Below are 20,785 nucleotides of genomic sequence, written 5' to 3'. Positions count from 1 at the left end.
ATTCTCAATTGGTTATCAAATGTTATCCATTTATCGCCATTATGTAACTTTTAATCCGTAGATCATTCCTAGAATTGGAAGTTCGCCACAACTGGATAATGGTCCGAAGGATAGCCACCGTTTATTTGGCAGCGATCGATCTGCACCTTCAAGAGTTCGAATTCGGCGGTAGCAAATATATAGTCGATCGGTTCTCCCGAATTGCCGCCTTTAAAGCCATGGAATGTAAGACCCGGATTCCCTTTGACCAGAGAATAAGCGTCCTTCAAATCGCTTTTCTTGCCGTCAACCTCAATCTCTCCTCGCAAAAAGCGAATCGGGAATTCACTAGGAACCGAGTTGAAATCCCCTGAAAGCAACGCCGGAAGCCCATCTAAAGCGCGCTTCATATTCATGTATTCCCATACTTTTTGAATCCCAAGATCTTTCGCTTCCTGGCTGTGATGATCCAGATGAGTGTTGTAAAAATAGAAGGACTTGCCTGACTTTCGATGAAGGAAACGCGCCCACGTACAGATTCTCGGAAACGCGCTATTCCAACTAATCGAAGCTACCGACTCAGGTGTTTCTGACAGCCAAAACTGTCCGTTTTCTTCCATTGTTAATTCTTCGCGGTTATAAAAAATGGCATTGTGCTCATTCTCATGCTCCCCGAATCGACCTTGCCCGACCCAATCATATTCATTCAATTGAGTCCCCAAATCTTTGAGCATCGAGTGGTAACCTTCCTGCGTACCGATAAGCATAGGATGATGTTCTTTGATAACGGCGGTAGCTCGGTCGATTCGTTCCGGCCAATAATCGGAGCCATCATTGATTTCTGGATAGCGCAAATTGAAAGTCATAACAGAGATTTCTAACATAACTATGCAGTCCTCTTTTCTATTATTTTCAATAGTACACTGAACCTAATATAATGCCATGGAAAACAAAAACGATTACATCCACCTATATTTTACATCGTTTTCACCAACCTAAGAAAGTGCATAATGTCTCACATGAGTTCAGCTCGCCAGAATACGCCTTTTCGCTTTGGCTAGAAGCAGCATTGTTTACGAACCGACAAAGGTATTTCCACAAGACCACTAAAATTAATCCAATAAATCCACCTAAAATCCGCCAGATTTTAGTGTCATTGCTGTATCGTGTGATTACGCTAAAGTGTCCTAACAAAATGCTTCTATTTAACAGAGGCCCGATCAAATCCATTCAAATAAAGTTCAATATTCCTTCTTCAGCTATTTGTTTTAACTTTTCGTTCCTATATTCCAAAAAAGATCTCATATACTTCTTAAGAATTATTTTCTCTATGGCCCGTCCAAGTAAACCAAGGGGAGCTTCAAATAGTAATGTGTCTTTCATTACTGTTATTCCATTTCGTTCTTCAAACTCATGTTTGTGTTTCATACTTTTAAATGCACCTTTCAACATCTCATCAGAAAAGTGATAAGGCCTTTGATATTCAGTAATTTTAGAGGTTAGCCTTTGTCTGATCATGAAATGAGTTGCCTGAAATGTAACGGTTTCATTTATACTTATCAAACCCGTTGTTCTTCCACCTATCGCCGTCTCATTTGTATGTTTCCAAACTGTTTGAGTATGAATTTCAATATCTCTAGCCAAATCAAAACAAAATGCAATAGGAGCATTAATTTCAGTTTGTGTTGTGACTGTAATCATATTAGACACCTCTTTGGCGAAAAAAAACTGAACTCCCGTTAATTGAATAACCGTTTAGATTATCTTTTCTTCTTTTCCGGTCTTTGCAACAAATGCTGGAACCGGTTCAGATGCTCCATAACTCTTTGTTTTCGTCATGCCAAACAAGTTTTTATGTTGAACTTTTGCTCTAGCTGAAATATAACCAAGGTCGTCATGTAAGTCGACTTCTACTATTTTAGAAATTGGGGAGTTTGCATCCTCGTTAATTTTACTAAACACCATATCATATAGTTTAGCTTTATCTTCTTGGGAAGCGGTAAACGGCGAAATAACAGGATAAAAAGCATTATTCTCTTTTAAATACTCTCTTGGCGCAGCTAGCGCAATGTCCACGATACCAGCATGTAGTGCCGCTTCAATTTGAATCTTAGCCTGACGATTTATTGATTCTTCTCTTTGCAAGTTCCAAACAATAAGAGCTGCAATAAACAATAAAACAGTTATAGAACACCGCAGATAAATTTTCTTCAAATGCGTCACCACCTTTCGTGAATTTCCCATAAATTAGGACGCAAAATGTAATCAATTGTTGCGCGAAACTGCCCTCAAGCTTTAAAAAAAGAGCAGCTGCCGTGGTGGCAAACTGCTCCTGGATAGCTGAACTCGTTCTCCGTTACTTCAATGAGTTATATGTTTTTATGGTTTGCTTCCTAGAAAATCGTACGGAATTACATCTGATTCAACAAGTTTTCTTATTCCGTGTTTTTAATACGGCATTTTCTGATCAGCCTCTTCTATTTATGTGTTATCAAGGATTTATGGAACAACGAAATCGTAGCATTTCGCCTTGAATCTGAGATAAATAAGCCAATTTACCATCAGCATCTATTTGAATTGAATCATGATTATTATTAAAGATTTCTCGGAGCAAGCGTTTCCAAAGATTCTATATTTTGACAGGTTGAAAACCTCGTAAATATACCACATCCTTATAGTTGGGCGTTTGTCAAATTGACAATGTGTCCGAATACGATGCGGGTAAGCCGTGGGCGCACCGGATCGAAAAATAAGGAGGATTTTCATTTGATGTCAAAACGATTTGGCAGAATGCTCGCGTTCCTCTGTTGCTTGGTAATGGTGGCGTCGTTAATGCCTGCCAGCTTTGCCGCCGCCACTGACAACATGGATTACGCAGAAGCACTTGATGGCGACCTCAGTTCTACAACTCTTACAAGCTTGCAGGCGAATGAAACGCCGACCGCCATTTTCGGAACTCCCGAACTCGGGTCAGACGACCCACTGTGGGCCTTGACAATGGAACATCCCATCAACAAAAGCACTGTACCCGACGACCCCAGACCCCATGCCACGGGCACAGCCAGAATCCTTTGGGACCACGACTACCTGTATGCCCGCGTAGTTGTGAAGGACAGCAATCTATATCAGGGAGCCGGCGGAGATTACCAGTACGACAGCCTGGAGTTTTATGTCGGCAATGGATCCGGAGGCTCAAACCAATGGCGTGTCAGCGCGACGGGCGTGTTTTCAGGACAGTCCGCTCCTGGCAGAGCTGCGTGGACCCAGATCACGGATACAGGATATATCGTGGAGATGAGAATACCCAAAGGAACCTTGACCTTACAGGAAGGCAAGCTTACCTTTGAGGTCTATATCAATAACTCGACGGAAAAGGGCGGTGATCGCTATGAAGTCGTTTCCTCTTTCGGAGTTCCGGACGCGGGTTATTCCAGCGATGCTTCATTTACAGACAGCCTGCAGCTCACTTCAGCCAATGAAGCGGACACCAGATTCTCAATCACCGCCACGGCGGGACCGGGCGGTATAATAACGCCGGACCCACCCGGCGATGTTCTGAGACTTGCTAAGGGCTCAAGCAAACCATTTACGTTTACCCCCAATCACGGCAAAATTGTGGATACCGTAACGGTAGACGGCGAGGCGGTGACTCTAACTGCTGGCACTTATACCTTTGCAAATGTAGAGGCTGACCATACCATTCACGTGACATTCAAAAACGATCCGAACGCGAAGCAGCTTCCCTTTATCGTATGGAATGACAACTTCGCCCGTGGCGAGTACACGACGGCCGTCATCATTGACTTAGGCGATGGGAAGGCGGCGTTAGGCTCCGCGCTTAAACCGGGCTTGTTTACCGTCTCGGCTAGGAACACGACCCTCAGCGGCGACTCGGTGACCTTTGAAGGGACGCGCAAGATCACAAGGGTATACGCCAACAACGAACCAAAGGTACGCGGCTATCTGGGGACGGTAAGCCATTCACCGGATTATCTGGAAGGACTGGCAAGCGGCCGTTACATCGTAGTTGAGTTTGAGTTTTATTCAGAGAGCGGCGGCAATATAACGCTGGACGGCAACAGTAATTCGACAAAGCAAGTTTACAACATCGTCCAGAACGACGAGATCCAACTAACAGATGGGAGTTCGCTTCGCAACGTGGTTTTTGAACAGGACAAAGTTGTGAATCCGATCCTTGACAAGTTTACAACACCTACGGGCGATTCGGTCAATCGCGCGCTCTACCTTCACAAGGATGGCAACGGTAATGTGGTGCAACGATTGCCGCTGTATGTCTATACCCACGGCAGGTCACGCGGCGGCACAAACGCTGAAACAGACCCCAAAGCGGCCATGAAATCCGCCAATGGCTCGGTCGCTTTAATGAAGAAAATGGATGAAAATCCCAAAAAATACGCCAGCCATATCCTGAATATTTCCTATAATGGCGTATCTACTCCCTCCACAGCCAATGTTAAGAAGGTTATAGATGACCTGGTTGCAAGCGGCGCAGTAGACCCTAACCGTATTTACGTGGCCGGCTTCTCATGGGGTGGCCTGTATACGAACACCTTAGTTAACGACTTCCCCGGCTTCTTCGCGGCCGCAGCACCTATGTCTCCGGTAAACGGATCACCGAACGCGAGCACCAACGACGCTCACGCCAAACTGGCCTATTGGATGTTTATCAATGCTAATAACGTTGGAATATACCAGACTAACCTCGCTACCTTCATAAACACCAATATGCCGAAAATGACCAACGCGAGAGCTTCCCGCTTTGAGAGCAATGAGGCTCTTACATGGCCCTACAATCAATATGATCAGCCGAGTCAGAGGCCGAATCCGAACAACACACCTGCCCTGCCTGATTATATAGCGCACGAGGTTGAAGCTGCGGTTCTTTACAACCAGATAACGATGGGGACTTGGAGCATAGCTCCCACGGCGCAGTCCCCTAATTTGCCGGCTTGGAACAATGACTACACAGACGTCTTTGATTGGATGTTCGCGCAGAGAAAAACGGACGGGCCCGGTGCTCCGGGCGACTTCAAAGCAACGGCGGGCGACGGACAGGTCACATTAAGCTGGACTGCTCCGGCTGACGACGGTGGGAGCGCGATATTGGGTTACAAGGTCTGGTACGGCAGCGTGACGCTAGTCACACTGAGTGCGGCAGAGACCAAATATACCTTCACGGGCCTGACAAACGACCAAGCCTACACCTTCAAGATCGTTGCGGTAAATGCGAAGGGCGAAGGCGCGGAGATCAGTTCAACGGCTACGCCGACGAAGACGACAACTCCTACTGTGCCCATTCCTTCTGATGGCAACAGCGGAAATACGGGCAACGGGACAGACGCGGGATCGAAGTCGAACTACACTGTGAATACACCTAAGGATAAGCCCGCGGTCACAGACAAAAACGGCAACACCACCCTACCCGGCGGCGGCGAGATCGCGATCAAGGGTGGGACGAAAATTAAGGTGCCCGAAGGCACAACAATAGACTCAAACGATAAGGTGACCATTCCGGCGGGCAAGAGCGCCGAAGTGATACTACCCGGCGGCAAGTCGCTGAACATCCATGAGGGTACGGAGCTTGTGTTCGATGACGACACCCCGCTGGGCTTCCTCGTGATGTCGGGCAATCCTTTCAGGGATGTCAACATGGACGTCTGGTTCTACAGCTACGTAAACTTCGCCTACACCTACGGTCTTTTCAACGGCACGACGTCCACGACGTTCTCACCGGGCATCTCAATGACGCGCGCGATGTTCGTGCAGGTACTAGCCAATCTTGAGAAAGTAAACCGCTCCGGCTACACGAGTTCCCGCTTTAGCGACGTGACGGACGGGCAATGGTACACGGCGGCAGTCGAGTGGGCGGCCGAAAGCGGCATAGTCAACGGTATAAACGCAGACCTGTTTGATCCCCATTCACCGATGACACGCGAGCAGATGCTGGTGATCCTGTACAACTACATGAAGTACAAGGGCTATGAGATACCTGAAAGCCAAACTAACTCCTTCGCGGACGAGAGTGAGATCAGCTCATGGGCATTGGAGGCCGTTCAGGCGCTGCAGGGCATCGGCATTGTATCAGGCAAGCCGAACAACCTCTTTGACCCCAACGCCACCGCCACCCGCGCCGAAGTAGCCACTATCTTTGTAAGGTTCGTCGAATATCTGGCTAAGTAAAAGCGTAAACAGAAAAATGCGGACCCTTCCGTCTGGACAATATCCAACCGGAAGGGTCTCCTTCTATTTTACAACGAAAATCTCCGGTCTGATGACTGCTGTCATCGATTTCAACGAACGTCCGGTGCACGATTAGACTGCTTAAAAATAGAAACAGCGGTGGCCTTGGATTCAGATATGAAGTCCAAAACTGCCGCTGTATATTGAACGTTTTCCGTTACTTCAACAATGTATGACTTATGTATGGCCTCTTAAAAGTTCCAATGCCTGTACAGTTTGATTCTTATAACCTCCTGGTGCATCTTCATTAAGTTCTAACTCAAATCCTGCCCATTTATATAGTTTTATTGCTTTATAAGCGCATGTTGATGTAGGCATATACATTATCTGATCGCCTTCTAGATTGATCATATGTCTCACGCCTTGCGCAATTAACGCTTTACCAAGCCCTAGTCCTTGATATTGCGGCTTAACGGCAACCCACTGAAATGGACGCAGCCTTGCACCACACGCAGATCAGTCGACAGATGATCGCGATTTTTCATCGCTTCCCTTAGTTCGGCATAGATGCCCTGGGGAAGGTTGGGTACAGCATATCTTCCGTCTTTGACAAGCTGTGTGATGACTTTAGCATCTTTGATGTCATTCTTGGTTGGTGAATTGTCATCCAATTCTTTGCTTTTCTTCACGTGGAGTGAATTAACCACAGCGCACGTAACGTGCTGTTCTCTTAGAAAATGGGCCAGGTTCCGCCAGTAGAACCCAGTCGGTTCCATGCCGACAACAACGTCCTGGAAATCCTGCTCCATCGCAATCTTTCGAACCAGCTTACGAACATTTCGAAGCCTTCTCGATTGTTCTCAAACGTAATGGGCTTCCGAGCTCGACTCCGCGGTAGTCTTGTGCTCGAGCAACGTGTTTGAATTTAGCAATGTCTACACCGACAATTAAGGTAGAAGAAGTAATTTGATTAATACGTTCATTTTGTAGTCTCCTTGGTTTGTATTTGGATCCGGTCGCTGGCGAGCATCTGGGATCCTCATACATCATACCAAGGAGTCTTTTTGTTTCTCAAACCTCGCATTTCTTCATTATAAGAATGCTGCCCGTTACTTCAGCAAAAACAGCACCCGTTTACTTTTGGCTGCTGTCGTGTTTGTTTGGAACTATCGTTCCCAGATAGAGTAATGCCGTTATGGGGAATGATATCTTTTCGTTGGTATTCTGTATAGCAATTCGTTGAAGCCAAAGTATTGAATTGAGGCAATGATTGAGCAGTATCCTAGAGAGTGGTCATAAAAGTAAGGTAATACACCGAAAAATGTCATAATCAAAAAGCGTATACCCGTTGCCCTTACATTTCTCAATTTTGCTATTCTTAAAGCAAGTAACGAAACCAACAAACCATAAGTCATAACAAATAACATGACATACAGAACAGCGAAGAGATAGTCCAAAAACTTCAATTTGGATTCTGAGAAGAAGGTCAAAAGTATCAAAGGTAAAGAGGCAGTCACTGCGGTACCAGAAGTTAGGCTTATAACTACTCTGTTATTCACCAAACACATCCCCCTATAAACGCGTTCTCCTCTCCTCAATTGTATCAGGATGTTATTGTGATAAGCAGTACTAAATTACGTAGGTCCCATCCGTTCTTTATTTCTACCCAGTTGTTAGTTTATGTTTCCTTGGGCTGTTGAACTACTCTTCTGCCCTTTCGTTCAACAAAAACGCAGCCGAACGTAATACGCCGGCTGCTATAGTGTTTCTGAACTATCGTTCACCGAGGGAGCTTAATCAACTATACTGTTACCACTACTTGTGATACGGTTCACCGTGCTGTCTGTAACGGCAAGTAAGGGGCTGTCTCTCGGGACATCCCTTGACACAGCCCCTTTATTCTAAATGCCGGCTATTCCCCCTGTACCTCCATCCAACGCTCGATCAGTTGATCCAGTCGCTCCCGAAGAATCTCTCTTTCCGTCCAGTCCCTCTCCAATCGGGATACCGCTTCCGCGTCTTGCCCCAGTTCACCTAGCGCGGCATCGAGCTCTGCCAGCCGTCGTTCCGTCTCTTCGATCTCCTCATCGAGCTTCCTGCCTGACTGACTACCCTTCTCGCTTCTGATCGCGACCGTTCGATTCGGTTCCGACCGCTGTCTCTGCCGATCTTCTGCATCGCCTGCGACGGACGGGGCATTCCTTCGCCGGCTTTCCGCCTTATAATCATCGAAGCCGCCCAAATACATCGAGAGACGACCTTGCTCCAACTCCCAGATTTTGCGGGCCAGTCTGTTCATGAGATACCGGTCGTGGGTCACGATCAGAATCGTTCCTGGGAAATCCTCCAACGCCTCCTCGAGCGCTTCCCTCGATGCGATATCCATATGGTTGGTCGGTTCGTCCAGAATAAGCAGGTTAGGCTTCCTATGCACGAGCAGCGCCAACCTTAGACGAGTCCATTCTCCGCCTGAGAGCAGACGAATAGGCTTAAATACGTCAGCACCATAGAACAGGTAGGCTGCCAGCCGGTTACGAGCTTCACCTTCATCTAGTCCGGCTCCCCCCCGGTAGTAATCCAACACGGACTGTTCCGGATCGTCCGGCAGCTGCTGTTGAGCGAGATAGCCGACGTTGACTCGGGAGCCGAGCCGCACTACTCCGTCGTCTGCGGTAACCTCTCCAAGCATGATCTTCATCAGGGTCGACTTGCCAGAGCCATTATTCCCGATTAGCACGGCTTTCTCGCCATAATGAAGCTCTCCCGATACACCCGCCAGAACGGTCTTCGGCCCATAACGCTTCTCCACACCATCGAGGATGACGACTTGTTTCCCGGAACGCTCGGAAGGCCGCAGCCCGAACTCGGCCTCCTTGCGATCGATCGCCGGACGCTTCAACTTCTCCATGCGGTCGAGCGCTTTCTGCATGCTGGCCGCCCTTCGGAAGAACTTCCCGTTATCGCCGATTCCCCCCCATTGGAGCAGCTGCTTGATCGTCTCGCGCATTTTCTTGATCTTCTTCTGTTGCTCTTGATAGTCGGCGAACTGTCGGAGAAGTAGCTCCTCCTTTTCCTTCAAGTACTGCATGTAGTTTGCATGGAACACGGTCGATTCTCCGTCCTCGATCTCCACGATCTTCGTAACGACCTTGTCGAGGAAGTAGCGATCATGTGAAACGATGAGGCAAGCTCCCCTGTATTTCAGCAGGAATTCCTCCAGCCACTCAACGGCAGCCATATCGAGATGGTTCGTCGGCTCGTCGAGCAGCAACAGCTCGGGCTCCGTCAGAAGTTGCGAGGCGAGACCCACCTTCGTTCGTTCCCCGCCGGACAACGAATCGTAAGCCCGGGAATACCACGACCTCGGGATGCGCAAACCGTCCGCGACCTGATCGATGCGGGCATCGAATTCATAACCCCCATCCCGATCATAGCGTGCTTGCAGCTTTGCATACTCTACCAGCAGATCCTCTAATCGTTGCGGAGCCAGTTCCGGCGATGACATCGCTGATTCAAGCAAGGTCATCCGTTCCCGGCAAGCGAGTAGCTCCCGGAAGCCATTCGCCAGCACTTCCAGAACGGTCATGCCCGCTTCCAAGTCCGGGATTTGCCTGAGATAGCCGATACGCGCGTTCTTCCGTACGGTCAGCATGCCATCGTCCGGAACCTCCAGCTTGGCGATCATGCGTAGCAACGTCGTCTTGCCGCACCCATTGCGACCGACAAGCCCTGCCTTTTCGCCGTGATTCAGCTCGAAGGTTACGCTTTCCAAGACAAGATGGGCGGCGTTATATTTTTTTACTTTTTGACAATTTATCGTTAACATGAGGGTTCCTCCAAGTGCGAGGCCCTACCGTCATCAACCAAATAAAAAAGGACGCAGGGAAAATTCCCTACGCCCTTTCCGAATCGATCCGTTCAGGTTAAGGTAGGAGCCTTTTCGCGAGTTGTGAAATCGTATGGTTAAAAATGGACAGACTTCTCCCGTCTTGCTTATAACCATGAACGATGCCAGCCATCGCGATGGGCAGCCGGCTCACTTGATTATTCACGCGCTCTCGATTCATCCTACCTTCACCTCCTTTTACGTACTTCATTCCAACTATACTACATTCAAACACGCTTCGGCAACGTTCACCCAGCATTCATTCTTGACTTTTTCAGCCTAGTAGGCAGCTTCTCTGCCCCCGATGTCCTCTTCATTATTGTGTAGTCTACAACCATACACAAACCCATTCGCTGCAAGGAATTCCGCAAAAAACTTTAGGGTTCAGCGTGAATGATCTTAAACTATCCTCCCGTTCGTTCAGTTCACTATTATCCGCTTCATCTGTGATATCACCCATACGGTATATATTCACAGCATAAGTCTCAGTCTCAATATCATAAAGCTTATTAGATGTTGAAATTCTACTTTCCGGGTGGATATAAATATCTTTAAACCTAATTAACTTGCTCTAGTTGATCTTCTTCATCTGTATACTGATATCTCTTCGTAACTTTCCCACTTGTTACCCAAAACTCCTTATTTTGCGGATTATAGGTAACCGTTTCTCCATACTCGGCTCTTAGTGCGTCCTGTACACGCACCGACTGAATTTGACCAGTTATATATTTATAAACATAAATATCGCTAGCATAGGTCAAGACGATTACTTCAGTTCTGCCATCACCATCCAGATCCTGCTCATAGATCGTAGACGCATCCAATTGCTCGTACGCTGTAACTTTATCCTGATCAATAGAGAGCCAATATACGCATCTTCTGTCCGGACCGCATTTCCCGTCCATTCTGAGACTCGACAGTCCAAAGGCGTCACTCTCCTGAACCATTAGATCACTCATTTTTCCGTAACCGATCTCATAAAACTCCTGATTTACCAAATTGAACTGGTTAGAGAGCGCGAATCCAAAATAGGAGATCGAATCATCACCTGGCTTGGTGTAATCTACATACTTGAGTAGAGTATTAATGGTTACGGCATTGTTGATATGGACGGAGGATAGCGGTATAAGCCGCAAAGTCGCACTTCGAATACCTTTATCTGACTCCGGAATTACGGTCAAATTTTTCGCAGGCTCATAATGCAGGGCTATCTTGTGATCAACCGGCGAGGCTGTTTTTGAGGATAAACCACCTGCCAATTCACGATCAATAAAAGGAAGAAAGAAGAGGCACAGCAGTAGACCAAGTAAAGGAATTGCGATATAAGAAAAAGGATGTCTCCCCCTCTGCTTCTGCTGGATCTGGTTGATCACAGCTTCCTTCATTTCTTCCGAAAACACACCCTGTCTGGCCGAGCTTGCCTTGACTAAGTTTGTCCAATGAGACTTCTCTCTGTTCATTATTTCGATTCCCTCCATCTCTTCTCGACTTGTTTACGTGCCCTGTTCAGTCTGGATTTGACCGTTCCTTCGGATATCTCCAGCAGTTGTGCCATTTCATGAATTGACATATCATGCTCCAGTTGCAGCAGCAGTACCTCTCTAAGTTTGCGTGACAGCCCCATAACAATAGCTCGTATTTCCTCAGCTGCTTGACTAGCCATATACGCCCCCTCAGCAGATTGCGTGGTCTGGAGCGATTTGACCTGCCCGAACAGTAGAACTCTTCGAACATAATTCGACTTCAGCTCATTAATCGCCAGATTTCGGGTGATGGAGAATAGCCAAGTTTTAAAAGATGACCGACCACGGAATGTAGACAGGTTGAGATGGACCTTAATAAACACTTCCTGCGCAATATCGCTTGCCTGCTCATAATTGTTGGTTAACGCGTAGGCGTATCGCCATACATCATCCCCGTATTGGGTCATTAGATTATATAGCTCCGTACTGTCGACTTCTTGGATATACTTCAAGTATCCAGACTCCATATTATCCCGTCCTTCCAACCTATTAGACAAGGAAAAGAGCTAAAAGTTCCCTGTTGCACTAAAAATAGCATAATAAACTAGGTCAATTGATTATCACCATTCAGATGATACCAATTGTTGGAGCTATTTCGGTAAGGGAATCATTGGCGCTTAATATGATGTTCCGTACTTCTTCGATTTCCTCTTTTAAGGGAAACTCTAGATGATTTAGAAATTCAAGCACTTGTTGATGACCGGTCAGCTTATTTGATTTTTTGCCGGGACTTCTGGTGTCTTCTTATTTACAGTCACAGTGAGCAATTGCTCCCTTACTTCATGTATTAAAAAAAGTATACATCGTGTTACAAGCGTAATCTGCCCGTTAATAATGAAAAAAAGCATCTCCCGGCGGCAAACTGCTCGATGGTACGTTCTATTAACGTCTCCAGCGTAATCCCCACCTGAAGTAGAATGAGAAGGGTGTCCTGCTATTTATCCTTAAAAAGAAAATAGTTCTTTAACCCACTAAAGATAACAAGTAGTCCGATAACAATTGCAAGGGTTCTTAGAATAAATTCAGCAACCAATAAATCCCCCATGACATGTGTAGTATCGTACCAGTTGCCTGTCACTATAACGGGCGAAAGCGCGATGAGTATGCCGATGATAAGACTGCAGAGAAGAAATACTGATTGATTCGGTTTCATATCAACTATCCTCCTTTAGAATAATTTCCTGCCTATTTTACGTTTCCATTACCTGGAAAGTTGCGTTAATAAAAATAGAGCAGCTGCCGTTGTGGCAAACTGCTCCTGGACGGCTGAACTATCGTTCTCCGTTACTTTAATGACCGTTTAAATAAATCAATTCTTTCTATTACCCTCTTGCCTTTGTTCATGTTTTGCCACTCAACAATCATATAAACCTCACTAATGTTATCTGATACGAATGCTTTTCCATCTTTATCTAAGTACATACCGCCTTCAATTGTTCCAGTCGTCACATCTGTTAGATTTTCTCTCCCTGTTATTGTTTTTTTCTGTATAACCCTATCGTCGTTATTCATGACAGCATGTACTTCGAGATCGAAAAAATCAGTAGTATATTGTTTTTTATCTTTTATTTTTAGAATTCCGTTGCCTGCTTTAAGAATTTCCGAGGTTATGGAGATTTTATATTGTTCTACTTTCCATGTTTCACTTTCTCCCATCAGAGATAAATAAGAATTTATTGTTGATTTGTCAATGTTATTGCATCCAGAGAGTACAACAATCAATAAGACCAAGCATAGATATTTAATAACCTGCATTTGTCACCTCGCTCCAGCCGCCGCATTAATGATTAGACTGCAGTTTCCCGATAGTTTAACCATTTAGGTATTTAAGTTCTAAGTATATTTGTTTTGGCATTAAGCATATCTTCAAAGACTCGTCGTTGGACTCTGTTTATTTGATCCTTGCTCCGTAGCCTTTTTTACTTGATATTGAGCTAACGTTCCTTCGTTATTTCAATGGTTTAAGTCCTTTTAATAAATTCGCCATTAATTTGTTTGCTAAACGTAAAGCCTCTGTTCGGTCTTTCGCCGGGGCTGAAAGCATTAGACCGTCCTCACCACTCCAATTACTAGACTTACTATCTTCTTGCTGTTCAAAAAGTGTAAGAGTAATTTGACGGAAATTATCATCGGCATATAACGTTCCTAACGAAAAACTTTTCCCTATGCTCCCGCCTTCAAACCATTGGTACACTATCAGAAAACCTTCTCCCTTTCGAGCGTTAAACGTGCGATTCGTCAGTTGTTCCTTTGGTACAGGCAACGGCTCGCCTTCAATTTCTAGCGTTCCCCGAAACAATCGCTGCCCGTTCAGCGTTCGACGGAAGGTTCCTCCGATTTGAATGGTGACGGATTCGACTTCTAGGGCATTCTCCGTGCCTAGACGGTATTTTACCCCTTCCAGACTTACATCCACTTCACGCGGTAAGTAGAGCCAAATACCAGCTGTCAAAGCAGTTAAAAAGACTCCGAGTCCGAGAAGCATAATGATCTTCTTCCTCAATAAACTTCATCCCCCTTCATCATCTTAGAGTTAATAATTTTGAATAGGGGTGCTCATTAAATAATAATGTTAGGCGTACAAGTTGCGATAAATTGCTCTTGGATAGCTGAACTAACGTTCTCCGTTAGCTTAACTCAACATCAAAGTCAATCAATTGTTTGTTCCTAATGTATGTAATTAGTTTTTTGCACTCTTCTCTCACTCTTGTTGTTCCTAATTCATTCGTAGACCAAGTGTCTCTTCTCGTATCCACGTCATTGACTGGACAAAATATATAAGAAATTGAATCGGGTAGAAATGTCTTCATGGTTAAATGGCAACGCCTCATATGATAAGCAGTTGTAACAATCAAAATTCTTTTAACATTAGCTAATCCGATACTGCTCTCCAATACTTCTGAGGAACATATAACATTTTCTTTTGTGTACTTAGAGAATGCTTCGATTAAAATATTCTCTTTAGGAATGCCTTGTTTTATTGCTTCTTCTCTCATCAATTTTGCCTCAACATCACTTTGTCCGTCCCATTGATGCCCACCTGAAAACAAAATTATTGGAGCACGGTTTTGCTTGTGCAACCTAATTGCTTCTGGTACCCGATATTTTAAAGATTTTTGGCTTCCAAATACAAAAATAACATCGCCTTTAGAACCATCATCCACCAGATTATTAAATAATATCGAGTCAATATGATTTGGGAGAAGGTTCTCTGGGTCGAATTGTGATATTAGCAATTTTATCCCTCCAGCAACATTTTCCTTTTATTGTAACACGCAGAACTTAATTGCACTTCTTTATCCTGCCCGTTACTTTAATATAACGGCATCACAATCATTCCAACTGCCGTCGTATTGTCTTGAGCTATCATTCTTACGTTAGCTCAACTAACGTTAGACCAAGTTACTAATCCACTTGTTCATCATTCGCATCTGACCATTTAATAAATCCTTCTGTCCAATTATCTTTATCAATTTCATACTCACTAATATAAAAAGCATCTAAATAATCTTTAAAACCGGGAAGTCTTTTGTATCTTTTAACTACTGATTCAGCTTTTTCTTTAGAGGAATAAACTCCTATTAGTTTTGTCTCATCATATAATCCGTCTTCCCCGACCTCATAAGAATGCTGAACAATAAATATAGTTTTCATATCCTCACCTCAGTAGTTGAATTCGTTGAAATTATCTTAAAATAAAAATAGAGCAGCTGCCGTTGTGACAAACTGCTCCTAGATGGCTGAACTAACGTTCCCAGTTAGCTTAATGAATTATCGTAAATCCAGGAAAAATTTAATATCGTCCAAAGCACTTGTTGCATGCGATCTAACAAATTCACTTGGATCATTTAAAGCTTTTTTTACGATAGGAAGAACATGTTCCAATTCTAATTCACCATGAATTCTGGCAAGGTGACCAAAACAAAGAATCGCTATCCCTCGTACGTTTGAATTTTGATCTGAACTGTGATGAATACAGATATCCTGTACCTGTTTCCAATCATCTTCATGAAAGGAATGTGATAGCAGAGCATTTACAACTTTTTTACTTTCACCCGAATGCAAGTCATCGAAAGTTTTTCTTTGATCATATCCGTTAATTTCTTCGTAGTTCCCGTTATTCAGTAATCTCACCGCCAACATCGATTATCGACTATCGTTCCTCGATAGTTTAACAGAACGCTGTTTACCAAACAGATAGCTTTGTTCTAAAATCATTTTCATTGGTAATATACTCAACGTTTTTAAAGCCTATTCTGGTGGCATTCAGATACAAATCATCTATCATGTTGTTGTCTTTACAATAAAGCGCAACATAAGAGGAATCAAAGACCAACAGAACCAACTGGCACTGACTATTTAAAAATTCTTCGTAGGTGAGTACATTTTGAATACTTTCACCTTGTGGATATGCTTTAAAATTCGCGAAGATTATGTAATATTCACTTGATGATTTCAGAATTTCGCTGAGTTCTTGTCCCTTCATTCCGTATATCTCACCTTGGAACAAAGGTTCGAATTCGCCCTCCCCAGTTTTCTGATATGCCTCTTCTCCACCAATGTACCAATCGAAGTTACTTATGTTAATAGGCTCCAGTACCTCTCCAAGATGCCTCCCCCATTCATTAGGTATTTCTAACTGGATTCCTCTTTTCATTTGAGTTCTCCCTTCGGTTGTTGATCTCTACTGTCCAATAGCTTAAAAACAGAGCAATTGGCTTCGACCAACTGCTCTGTTTTTAAGTTGAACTAAAGTTCCCCGGTAGTGTAATCGACTAACTACGAGGAAATTGGTTATTTTAATGCATCTTCATCGAACCAAATATCTTGTTCGTTATCTGTTTTATAAAATCTATAACCGTATGGTAAAGCAAAATATTTGATTATTTCTGGTCTCATAAATGCTACATGGTAATAATGAACGTTCATGAAAGATTCTATGTTTTCATCATACAGGTCAGTTGTAAGCCACCATCCCGACATATGATCTGGTGATGGATACCTCACTGCATCGACCGCTAATCCCTCATACACACCTTTAGAAATAACCATCATTTGATTGAAAATCGGAAATTGGGGATTTGCCCCGTATTTCTGACATTCTTGTTTTTGTTCTTGAACTACTTTAATTGCATAGTCTGCGCCTTCTTCAAAACCTTCACCATTACTTTGGACTTCCCATATTTCATAATTAAGTTTAGAAAGTTCACAACATTTGAGCAGCCAAGAATGGTATGCAATAGTTTGGTCAGGCTTAATTGATGGCTTAGAATCAATTACATAATCAATTAAGTATCTGATTAGCTCTACATACTCATCATGTGACCTTTTTTTAATGGAAATAATGAATTCTTTTTCAATCATTTTAGACAGTCCATTTGTCCCGATGTATCGATTTTCAAACAAAATTTCAACTCCACGATATTCAATCATTCATTTTCTCCTTATATCAAATCAATGCTTATTTTCCTAAATCATAAATTCTAGCACTCTATCCCTTATCCCTTGTTGTTAAAGTAATCTGCCCGTTACTTCAACGACGAACGGCAGCCCGATCGTATGCGGCTGCCGTGGTGCTTGTGGAGCTATCGTTCCCCGATAGTTTAATAACAGATTTATTGAAATTTGAGGTTTTTTGATTGTATGTAATAAACACGTTCAATCTCAGATTCATAATATCCAATATTGAATTGAGCTGTATCTATAAGGTCAGAAAAGGCATTTGGAAGCTTACAATCCAATTTGAGAAAATCAAAGTTCGCTGGAAAATCGGCCGCATTAGGGTTTGGTGTGTGTATGTAGACTGCATCTGCTCCCGTATCTTCATCATGAATACATACCCATGTTTGATACGGCTTATTTAGTTGCTCAAGTTGTTTTAAAATTCTTGTATATAGTAAGATATGTGCTTTAATGTGTGCCCTTCTTATTTTTAAACTATCATTTCCTAAGCCCCAGAAGTCGAGATGTCTGTGCCAATAATCATACCAAGAGTCATCGTCAACATGTGCCTGAAAATTTTCTACCGATGACCATAGTTTTCTGAAGTATCTTTTTTTACCGCGAAACTTCTTCAAAAGGTGCACCTCCATTTTGTTGACTGCATCGCTTTCCGACACAAAGAGCAGCTGCCGCAGTGGCAATCTGCTCCTGGATTGTTGAACTAAAGTTCCCCGATAGTTTAACGATTAAAGACATTATTCTAACTCATCTAAACCTAAGTTCGTAATTAAGATGTCTCCATCTTGGATCTTAGCTAAAGCATTTTTAATTTTATAGTCCCATCCACTGTTTATGGCATGTCGAATTAACTTTGCACAAACCATCGGTCGACAAAGATTGGTTTTCCAGTTGGCCTTCCAAGAGAACATTATTGAAAAGCACGACGTTTTCGTATTGGACGGGTATATTTTAAAACTAATAAATTCCCTTTCAGGTCGTTGGTCAATTACGCAAAGAAACTCGTAATTATTGACTATAATCTTCTTAACTTCCTTTGCAAAAAGCTTCAATAGCTCAGGTCTCCTCGCGTAAAAACAATGATTCATATTAGTTCAACATCTAAATCAAATTCACCTACCATCGTGCTTATTTTCCACGCTAACCTGCCCTTTCGTATTATGAGGTCACCAGATCTTTCTGGTCGACCTCTTTTTTGTAGGGTCGTAAGATTGCAGTAGCCGGGGATCGAACGTAACTGCCCGTGGGACTCGGATCCCGTAAGCTATTCTGTTCGTCCCCCCTACTTGTTAAACTATGTTTAGGCTGGTTGGGACATTGATCCCGTATCACATGCGATAGTGTGGACAACAAGAAGGTTAGGGGCTGCCGGCGAATTTAATCTGGGAGTGATGAAATGAATCCAGTCATTGGTGTAGATATTTCTAAGGGAGAGAGTCATGCACAAGCCTTTTTAAAACGTGGATTACCTTACGGTAAGGTCTTTAAGTTCCAGCATAATCTAGAGGGTTTAGCATCCTTTCTTGACTATATCAGAGACGTAGAGTCTGCTGCCGGAATACGTCCCTCCGTTGTTATGGAAGCTACAGGACATTATCATAGTCCTGTTGTTCAGTTTCTGGATGAGCACCAGTATGTAACCATCGTCATTAATCCGTTAATCTCATTCGAAGCCAAAAAAACTAATTTGAGACGGGTAAAGACAGATGCTGCTGATGCTTTTCAACTCGGGATGCTATTTTATAAAGAAGAGTTTGAGCCCATCAAAAAGCGTGGCCAGCATCTCATGAATTTGCGCTATCTCACGCGCCAATACGACTCATTAACAGGTATGTACGTCCAAGTGAAATTGCAATTCCAGGCTATACTCGATCAGGTTTTTCCCGAATACCGTGGTGTGTTTGGTGACCTGTATTCAAAGGTTTCTCTTAAACTTCTGGCCAAGTATGCAACATCCAAGGATGTGCTAGAAAAGACCGAGAACGAAATTACAGCAGCAATCCAAAACCTTACCGGACGCGGTCGATCCGCTTTATGGTGTCTAGAACGTGCTCAAATTCTAATGGCTGCAGCAAGGCGAAATCCATTCAAAGAGACGGCTTTCCCAAGCCATTTAGTTTCTATTCAGTTGCTCATTAAATTGCTTCTTCAGTACCAGGAGCATCTAGCTGACCTCGTAAAATCGGTCGATGCTCTGGCTGAAGAATTGCTCGAATATGAATTAATCCAATCAATACCCGGCATTGGTACTAAGATTGCTGCAACAATCTTAGCAGAGATCGGAGAGATCGATCGGTTCGAACACGCTAAGAAGTTGGTAGCTTTCGCTGGTGTCGATCCAAGTGTTTTCTCTTCAGGCAAATTTGTATCAACCCAAAATAGAATCACGAAACACGGCTCAAGGAGGCTTCGCTCAGCTCTATTTCAAGCCGTGCGATGTGGCATTCGTAGTAACCGAAACAAAAAATTAAGAGCTTTCTACGATAAAAAACGTGCTGAAGGAAAACTGTTCAGGGTAGCCGTAATCGCTTGTGTAAATAAACTCATCCATTGGATCTTTGCCATTTTAACTAAGAAAGAATCATTCCGTTTAGATTAAGTAGCAGGCTATAGAAACATATGAAATATCTTCCTGTGCCGAAAGGGACGGTTATTTGCAATACCCTTTTTTCAGTATACCACCTCGTGAATATGCCATTAATAATTAAATATTGACAAGCTATTAGCTGGAATAGTTGGACAGGCAGCCATTGCCGGCTGCCTGTTCTTATGATGCTATCGTTCGCCGATAGCTTAATCATAAATTTGGTTTGCTGTATTATAGGCAACTTGAACAATCTGCTTTTCGCTATTTTTCTCGATGAACTTATAAACCTGCATTCCGATTTTCTCTGCGACTTTTTGTGACGGAACGTTTTTTATTGTGGTATACGAGAAAACACTAGGATAACGTAAAACGTTAAAAGCATACTCTTTGCAGGCTAAAGCTGCTTCAGTAGCGTAACCTTTATTCCAGTAGTCCTTATTAATGTGGAAACCGATTTCTGGAACAATTTCAGTTTCTATGGTTTGCATCGTTATTCCACAATCACCAATAAATTTACCGTCTTCTTTTAATATCACAGCCCATAGCCCATGCTTATACTTCTTATAATTCTCAATATTCCTTTTAATCCACTCTTCTACTTTCTCATTATTGAACGGCCGAGGATAAAATTGCATAGCCACGGGATCGGATAGAACCTTCGATAACTCATACTTATCACCGATCTCAAGTTCCCTTAGATATAACCGTTCTGTCTCAAGTATTTTGATCATTATTCACCTCTTTATCGGACTTAAAAGAGCTTTCAGGCTATTGTTTTCATAGTACCATATATTGGAATAAACTGCCCATTAACGTAATAAAGCTGCCAGTCTAGTGCCGGCAGCTTCATTCAGAATGGCTATTCAACTATCGTTCCCAGTTAGTTGAACAATGGCTCGATTGTTTGATTGTTTTAGCAGACAGTTGATGCCCGCATTAAATCAAATACGTCGATTTGGTGTTTTTCGAATAACTCCTCTAAAGCATCTGAACCGTGTTTGTTTGCATAAGCACTTTCTTCCTCTGAAATCGGAATAATCATTAGCCATGAAACCGTTTTGTCTGTGAACTGGATGCTTGTTAGCTTCTCTTCCCATAGAAACGGTGAAACCAGCATGATGTCCCGTAATGGACTTTCAGGTAAGTAAA

Annotated in this window: 20 protein-coding genes and 1 pseudogene; 2 read left to right on the top strand and 19 right to left on the bottom strand. The window is 43.5% G+C overall.

The genetic code is table 11. The annotated features are described in order from the left end of the window. Nucleotides 1–68 precede the first annotated feature (68 nt). The 3 genes from M3194_RS24125 to M3194_RS24115 form a co-directional block, all read right to left on the bottom strand. Nucleotides 69–863, bottom strand: a complete 795-nt coding sequence (locus M3194_RS24125) for an endonuclease/exonuclease/phosphatase family protein (RefSeq protein WP_251656650.1) — start codon at nt 861–863, stop codon at nt 69–71. Nucleotides 864–1,209: 346 nt separating this feature from the next. Next, a complete protein-coding gene (locus M3194_RS24120) occupies nt 1,210–1,680 on the bottom strand; it encodes an SRPBCC family protein (RefSeq protein ID WP_251656649.1) in 471 nt (156 codons plus the stop codon). A 54-nt stretch (nt 1,681–1,734) separates the two neighbouring features. Beyond that, entirely contained in the window at nt 1,735–2,193 is a 459-nt protein-coding gene (locus M3194_RS24115) for a hypothetical protein (RefSeq protein ID WP_251656648.1), read from the bottom strand. Nucleotides 2,194–2,748: 555 nt separating this feature from the next. On the opposite strand from M3194_RS24115, the gene M3194_RS24110 reads away from it, so the two are divergent. Beyond that, complete coding sequence (locus tag M3194_RS24110) at nt 2,749–6,180, top strand: S-layer homology domain-containing protein (protein WP_251656647.1); 3,432 nt, start codon at nt 2,749–2,751, stop codon at nt 6,178–6,180. Nucleotides 6,181–6,417: 237 nt separating this feature from the next. On the opposite strand, the gene M3194_RS24105 is transcribed toward M3194_RS24110, so the two are convergent. From M3194_RS24105 to M3194_RS24040, 14 genes and pseudogenes are all read right to left on the bottom strand, one after another. Continuing rightward, a complete protein-coding gene (locus M3194_RS24105; protein WP_251656805.1) occupies nt 6,418–6,612 on the bottom strand; it encodes a hypothetical protein in 195 nt (64 codons plus the stop codon). Nucleotides 6,613–6,668: 56 nt separating this feature from the next. Continuing rightward, a pseudogene (locus M3194_RS31840) lies at nt 6,669–7,227 on the bottom strand (IS110 family transposase); the annotation flags it as partial. Between the two features lie 865 nt (nt 7,228–8,092). Beyond that, nucleotides 8,093–10,006, bottom strand: a complete 1,914-nt coding sequence (locus M3194_RS24095; RefSeq protein ID WP_251656646.1) for an ABC-F family ATP-binding cassette domain-containing protein — start codon at nt 10,004–10,006, stop codon at nt 8,093–8,095. A gap of 617 nt (nt 10,007–10,623) precedes the next feature. Continuing rightward, on the bottom strand, nt 10,624–11,526 hold the full coding sequence (locus M3194_RS24090; protein WP_251656645.1) for a hypothetical protein: 903 nt from the start codon (nt 11,524–11,526) through the stop codon (nt 10,624–10,626). Continuing rightward, the gene (locus M3194_RS24085) at nt 11,526–12,041 is read right to left on the bottom strand and encodes an RNA polymerase sigma factor (RefSeq protein ID WP_251656644.1); all 516 of its coding nucleotides are present in this window, start codon (nt 12,039–12,041) and stop codon (nt 11,526–11,528) included. The genes M3194_RS24090 and M3194_RS24085 overlap by 1 nt, the downstream gene beginning before the upstream one ends. A 482-nt stretch (nt 12,042–12,523) precedes the next feature. Continuing rightward, nucleotides 12,524–12,742, bottom strand: a complete 219-nt coding sequence (locus M3194_RS24080) for a hypothetical protein (protein WP_251656643.1) — start codon at nt 12,740–12,742, stop codon at nt 12,524–12,526. Nucleotides 12,743–12,873: 131 nt separating this feature from the next. After that, the gene (locus tag M3194_RS24075; protein WP_251656642.1) at nt 12,874–13,344 is read right to left on the bottom strand and encodes a hypothetical protein; all 471 of its coding nucleotides are present in this window, start codon (nt 13,342–13,344) and stop codon (nt 12,874–12,876) included. 193 nt (nt 13,345–13,537) lie between these two features. Next, on the bottom strand, nt 13,538–14,092 hold the full coding sequence (locus tag M3194_RS24070) for a hypothetical protein (protein ID WP_251656641.1): 555 nt from the start codon (nt 14,090–14,092) through the stop codon (nt 13,538–13,540). A 124-nt stretch (nt 14,093–14,216) separates the two neighbouring features. Beyond that, on the bottom strand, nt 14,217–14,825 hold the full coding sequence (locus M3194_RS24065) for a YdcF family protein (protein WP_251656640.1): 609 nt from the start codon (nt 14,823–14,825) through the stop codon (nt 14,217–14,219). 169 nt (nt 14,826–14,994) lie between these two features. Continuing rightward, nucleotides 14,995–15,243, bottom strand: a complete 249-nt coding sequence (locus M3194_RS24060) for a DUF7336 domain-containing protein (RefSeq protein ID WP_251656639.1) — start codon at nt 15,241–15,243, stop codon at nt 14,995–14,997. A gap of 117 nt (nt 15,244–15,360) precedes the next feature. Beyond that, nucleotides 15,361–15,732 carry a hypothetical protein gene (locus M3194_RS24055; protein ID WP_251656638.1) on the bottom strand — a complete coding sequence of 124 codons (372 nt, stop codon included), beginning with the start codon at nt 15,730–15,732 and terminating at the stop codon, nt 15,361–15,363. A gap of 43 nt (nt 15,733–15,775) precedes the next feature. Continuing rightward, a complete protein-coding gene (locus tag M3194_RS24050) occupies nt 15,776–16,246 on the bottom strand; it encodes a DUF2691 family protein (RefSeq protein ID WP_251656637.1) in 471 nt (156 codons plus the stop codon). A 137-nt stretch (nt 16,247–16,383) separates the two neighbouring features. Further along, nucleotides 16,384–17,022 (bottom strand): immunity protein Imm33 domain-containing protein, encoded by a 639-nt coding sequence (locus M3194_RS24045; RefSeq protein WP_251656636.1) that lies wholly within the window; start codon nt 17,020–17,022, stop codon nt 16,384–16,386. Between the two features lie 182 nt (nt 17,023–17,204). Continuing rightward, nucleotides 17,205–17,666 carry a hypothetical protein gene (locus M3194_RS24040; RefSeq protein ID WP_251656635.1) on the bottom strand — a complete coding sequence of 154 codons (462 nt, stop codon included), beginning with the start codon at nt 17,664–17,666 and terminating at the stop codon, nt 17,205–17,207. 779 nt (nt 17,667–18,445) lie between these two features. Between M3194_RS24040 and M3194_RS24035 the strand changes: the two genes are divergently transcribed. Then, complete coding sequence (locus tag M3194_RS24035; RefSeq protein ID WP_251656634.1) at nt 18,446–19,648, top strand: IS110 family RNA-guided transposase; 1,203 nt, start codon at nt 18,446–18,448, stop codon at nt 19,646–19,648. Between the two features lie 194 nt (nt 19,649–19,842). Here M3194_RS24035 and M3194_RS24030 read toward each other — a convergent pair whose 3' ends face one another. Both M3194_RS24030 and M3194_RS24025 read right to left on the bottom strand, forming a co-directional pair. After that, on the bottom strand, nt 19,843–20,367 hold the full coding sequence (locus tag M3194_RS24030; RefSeq protein WP_251656633.1) for a GNAT family N-acetyltransferase: 525 nt from the start codon (nt 20,365–20,367) through the stop codon (nt 19,843–19,845). Between the two features lie 182 nt (nt 20,368–20,549). Then, on the bottom strand, nt 20,550–20,785 hold a 236-nt coding region (locus tag M3194_RS24025), incomplete at its 5' end, for a suppressor of fused domain protein (RefSeq protein WP_251656632.1).

Origin of the sequence: Paenibacillus glycanilyticus (genome assembly GCF_023715145.1) — a bacterium.
Lineage (GTDB): Bacteria > Bacillota > Bacilli > Paenibacillales > Paenibacillaceae > Pristimantibacillus > Pristimantibacillus glycanilyticus_A.
Note: the sequence above shows the minus strand (reverse complement) of the source record. Positions and strands in the feature narration are given on the sequence as shown.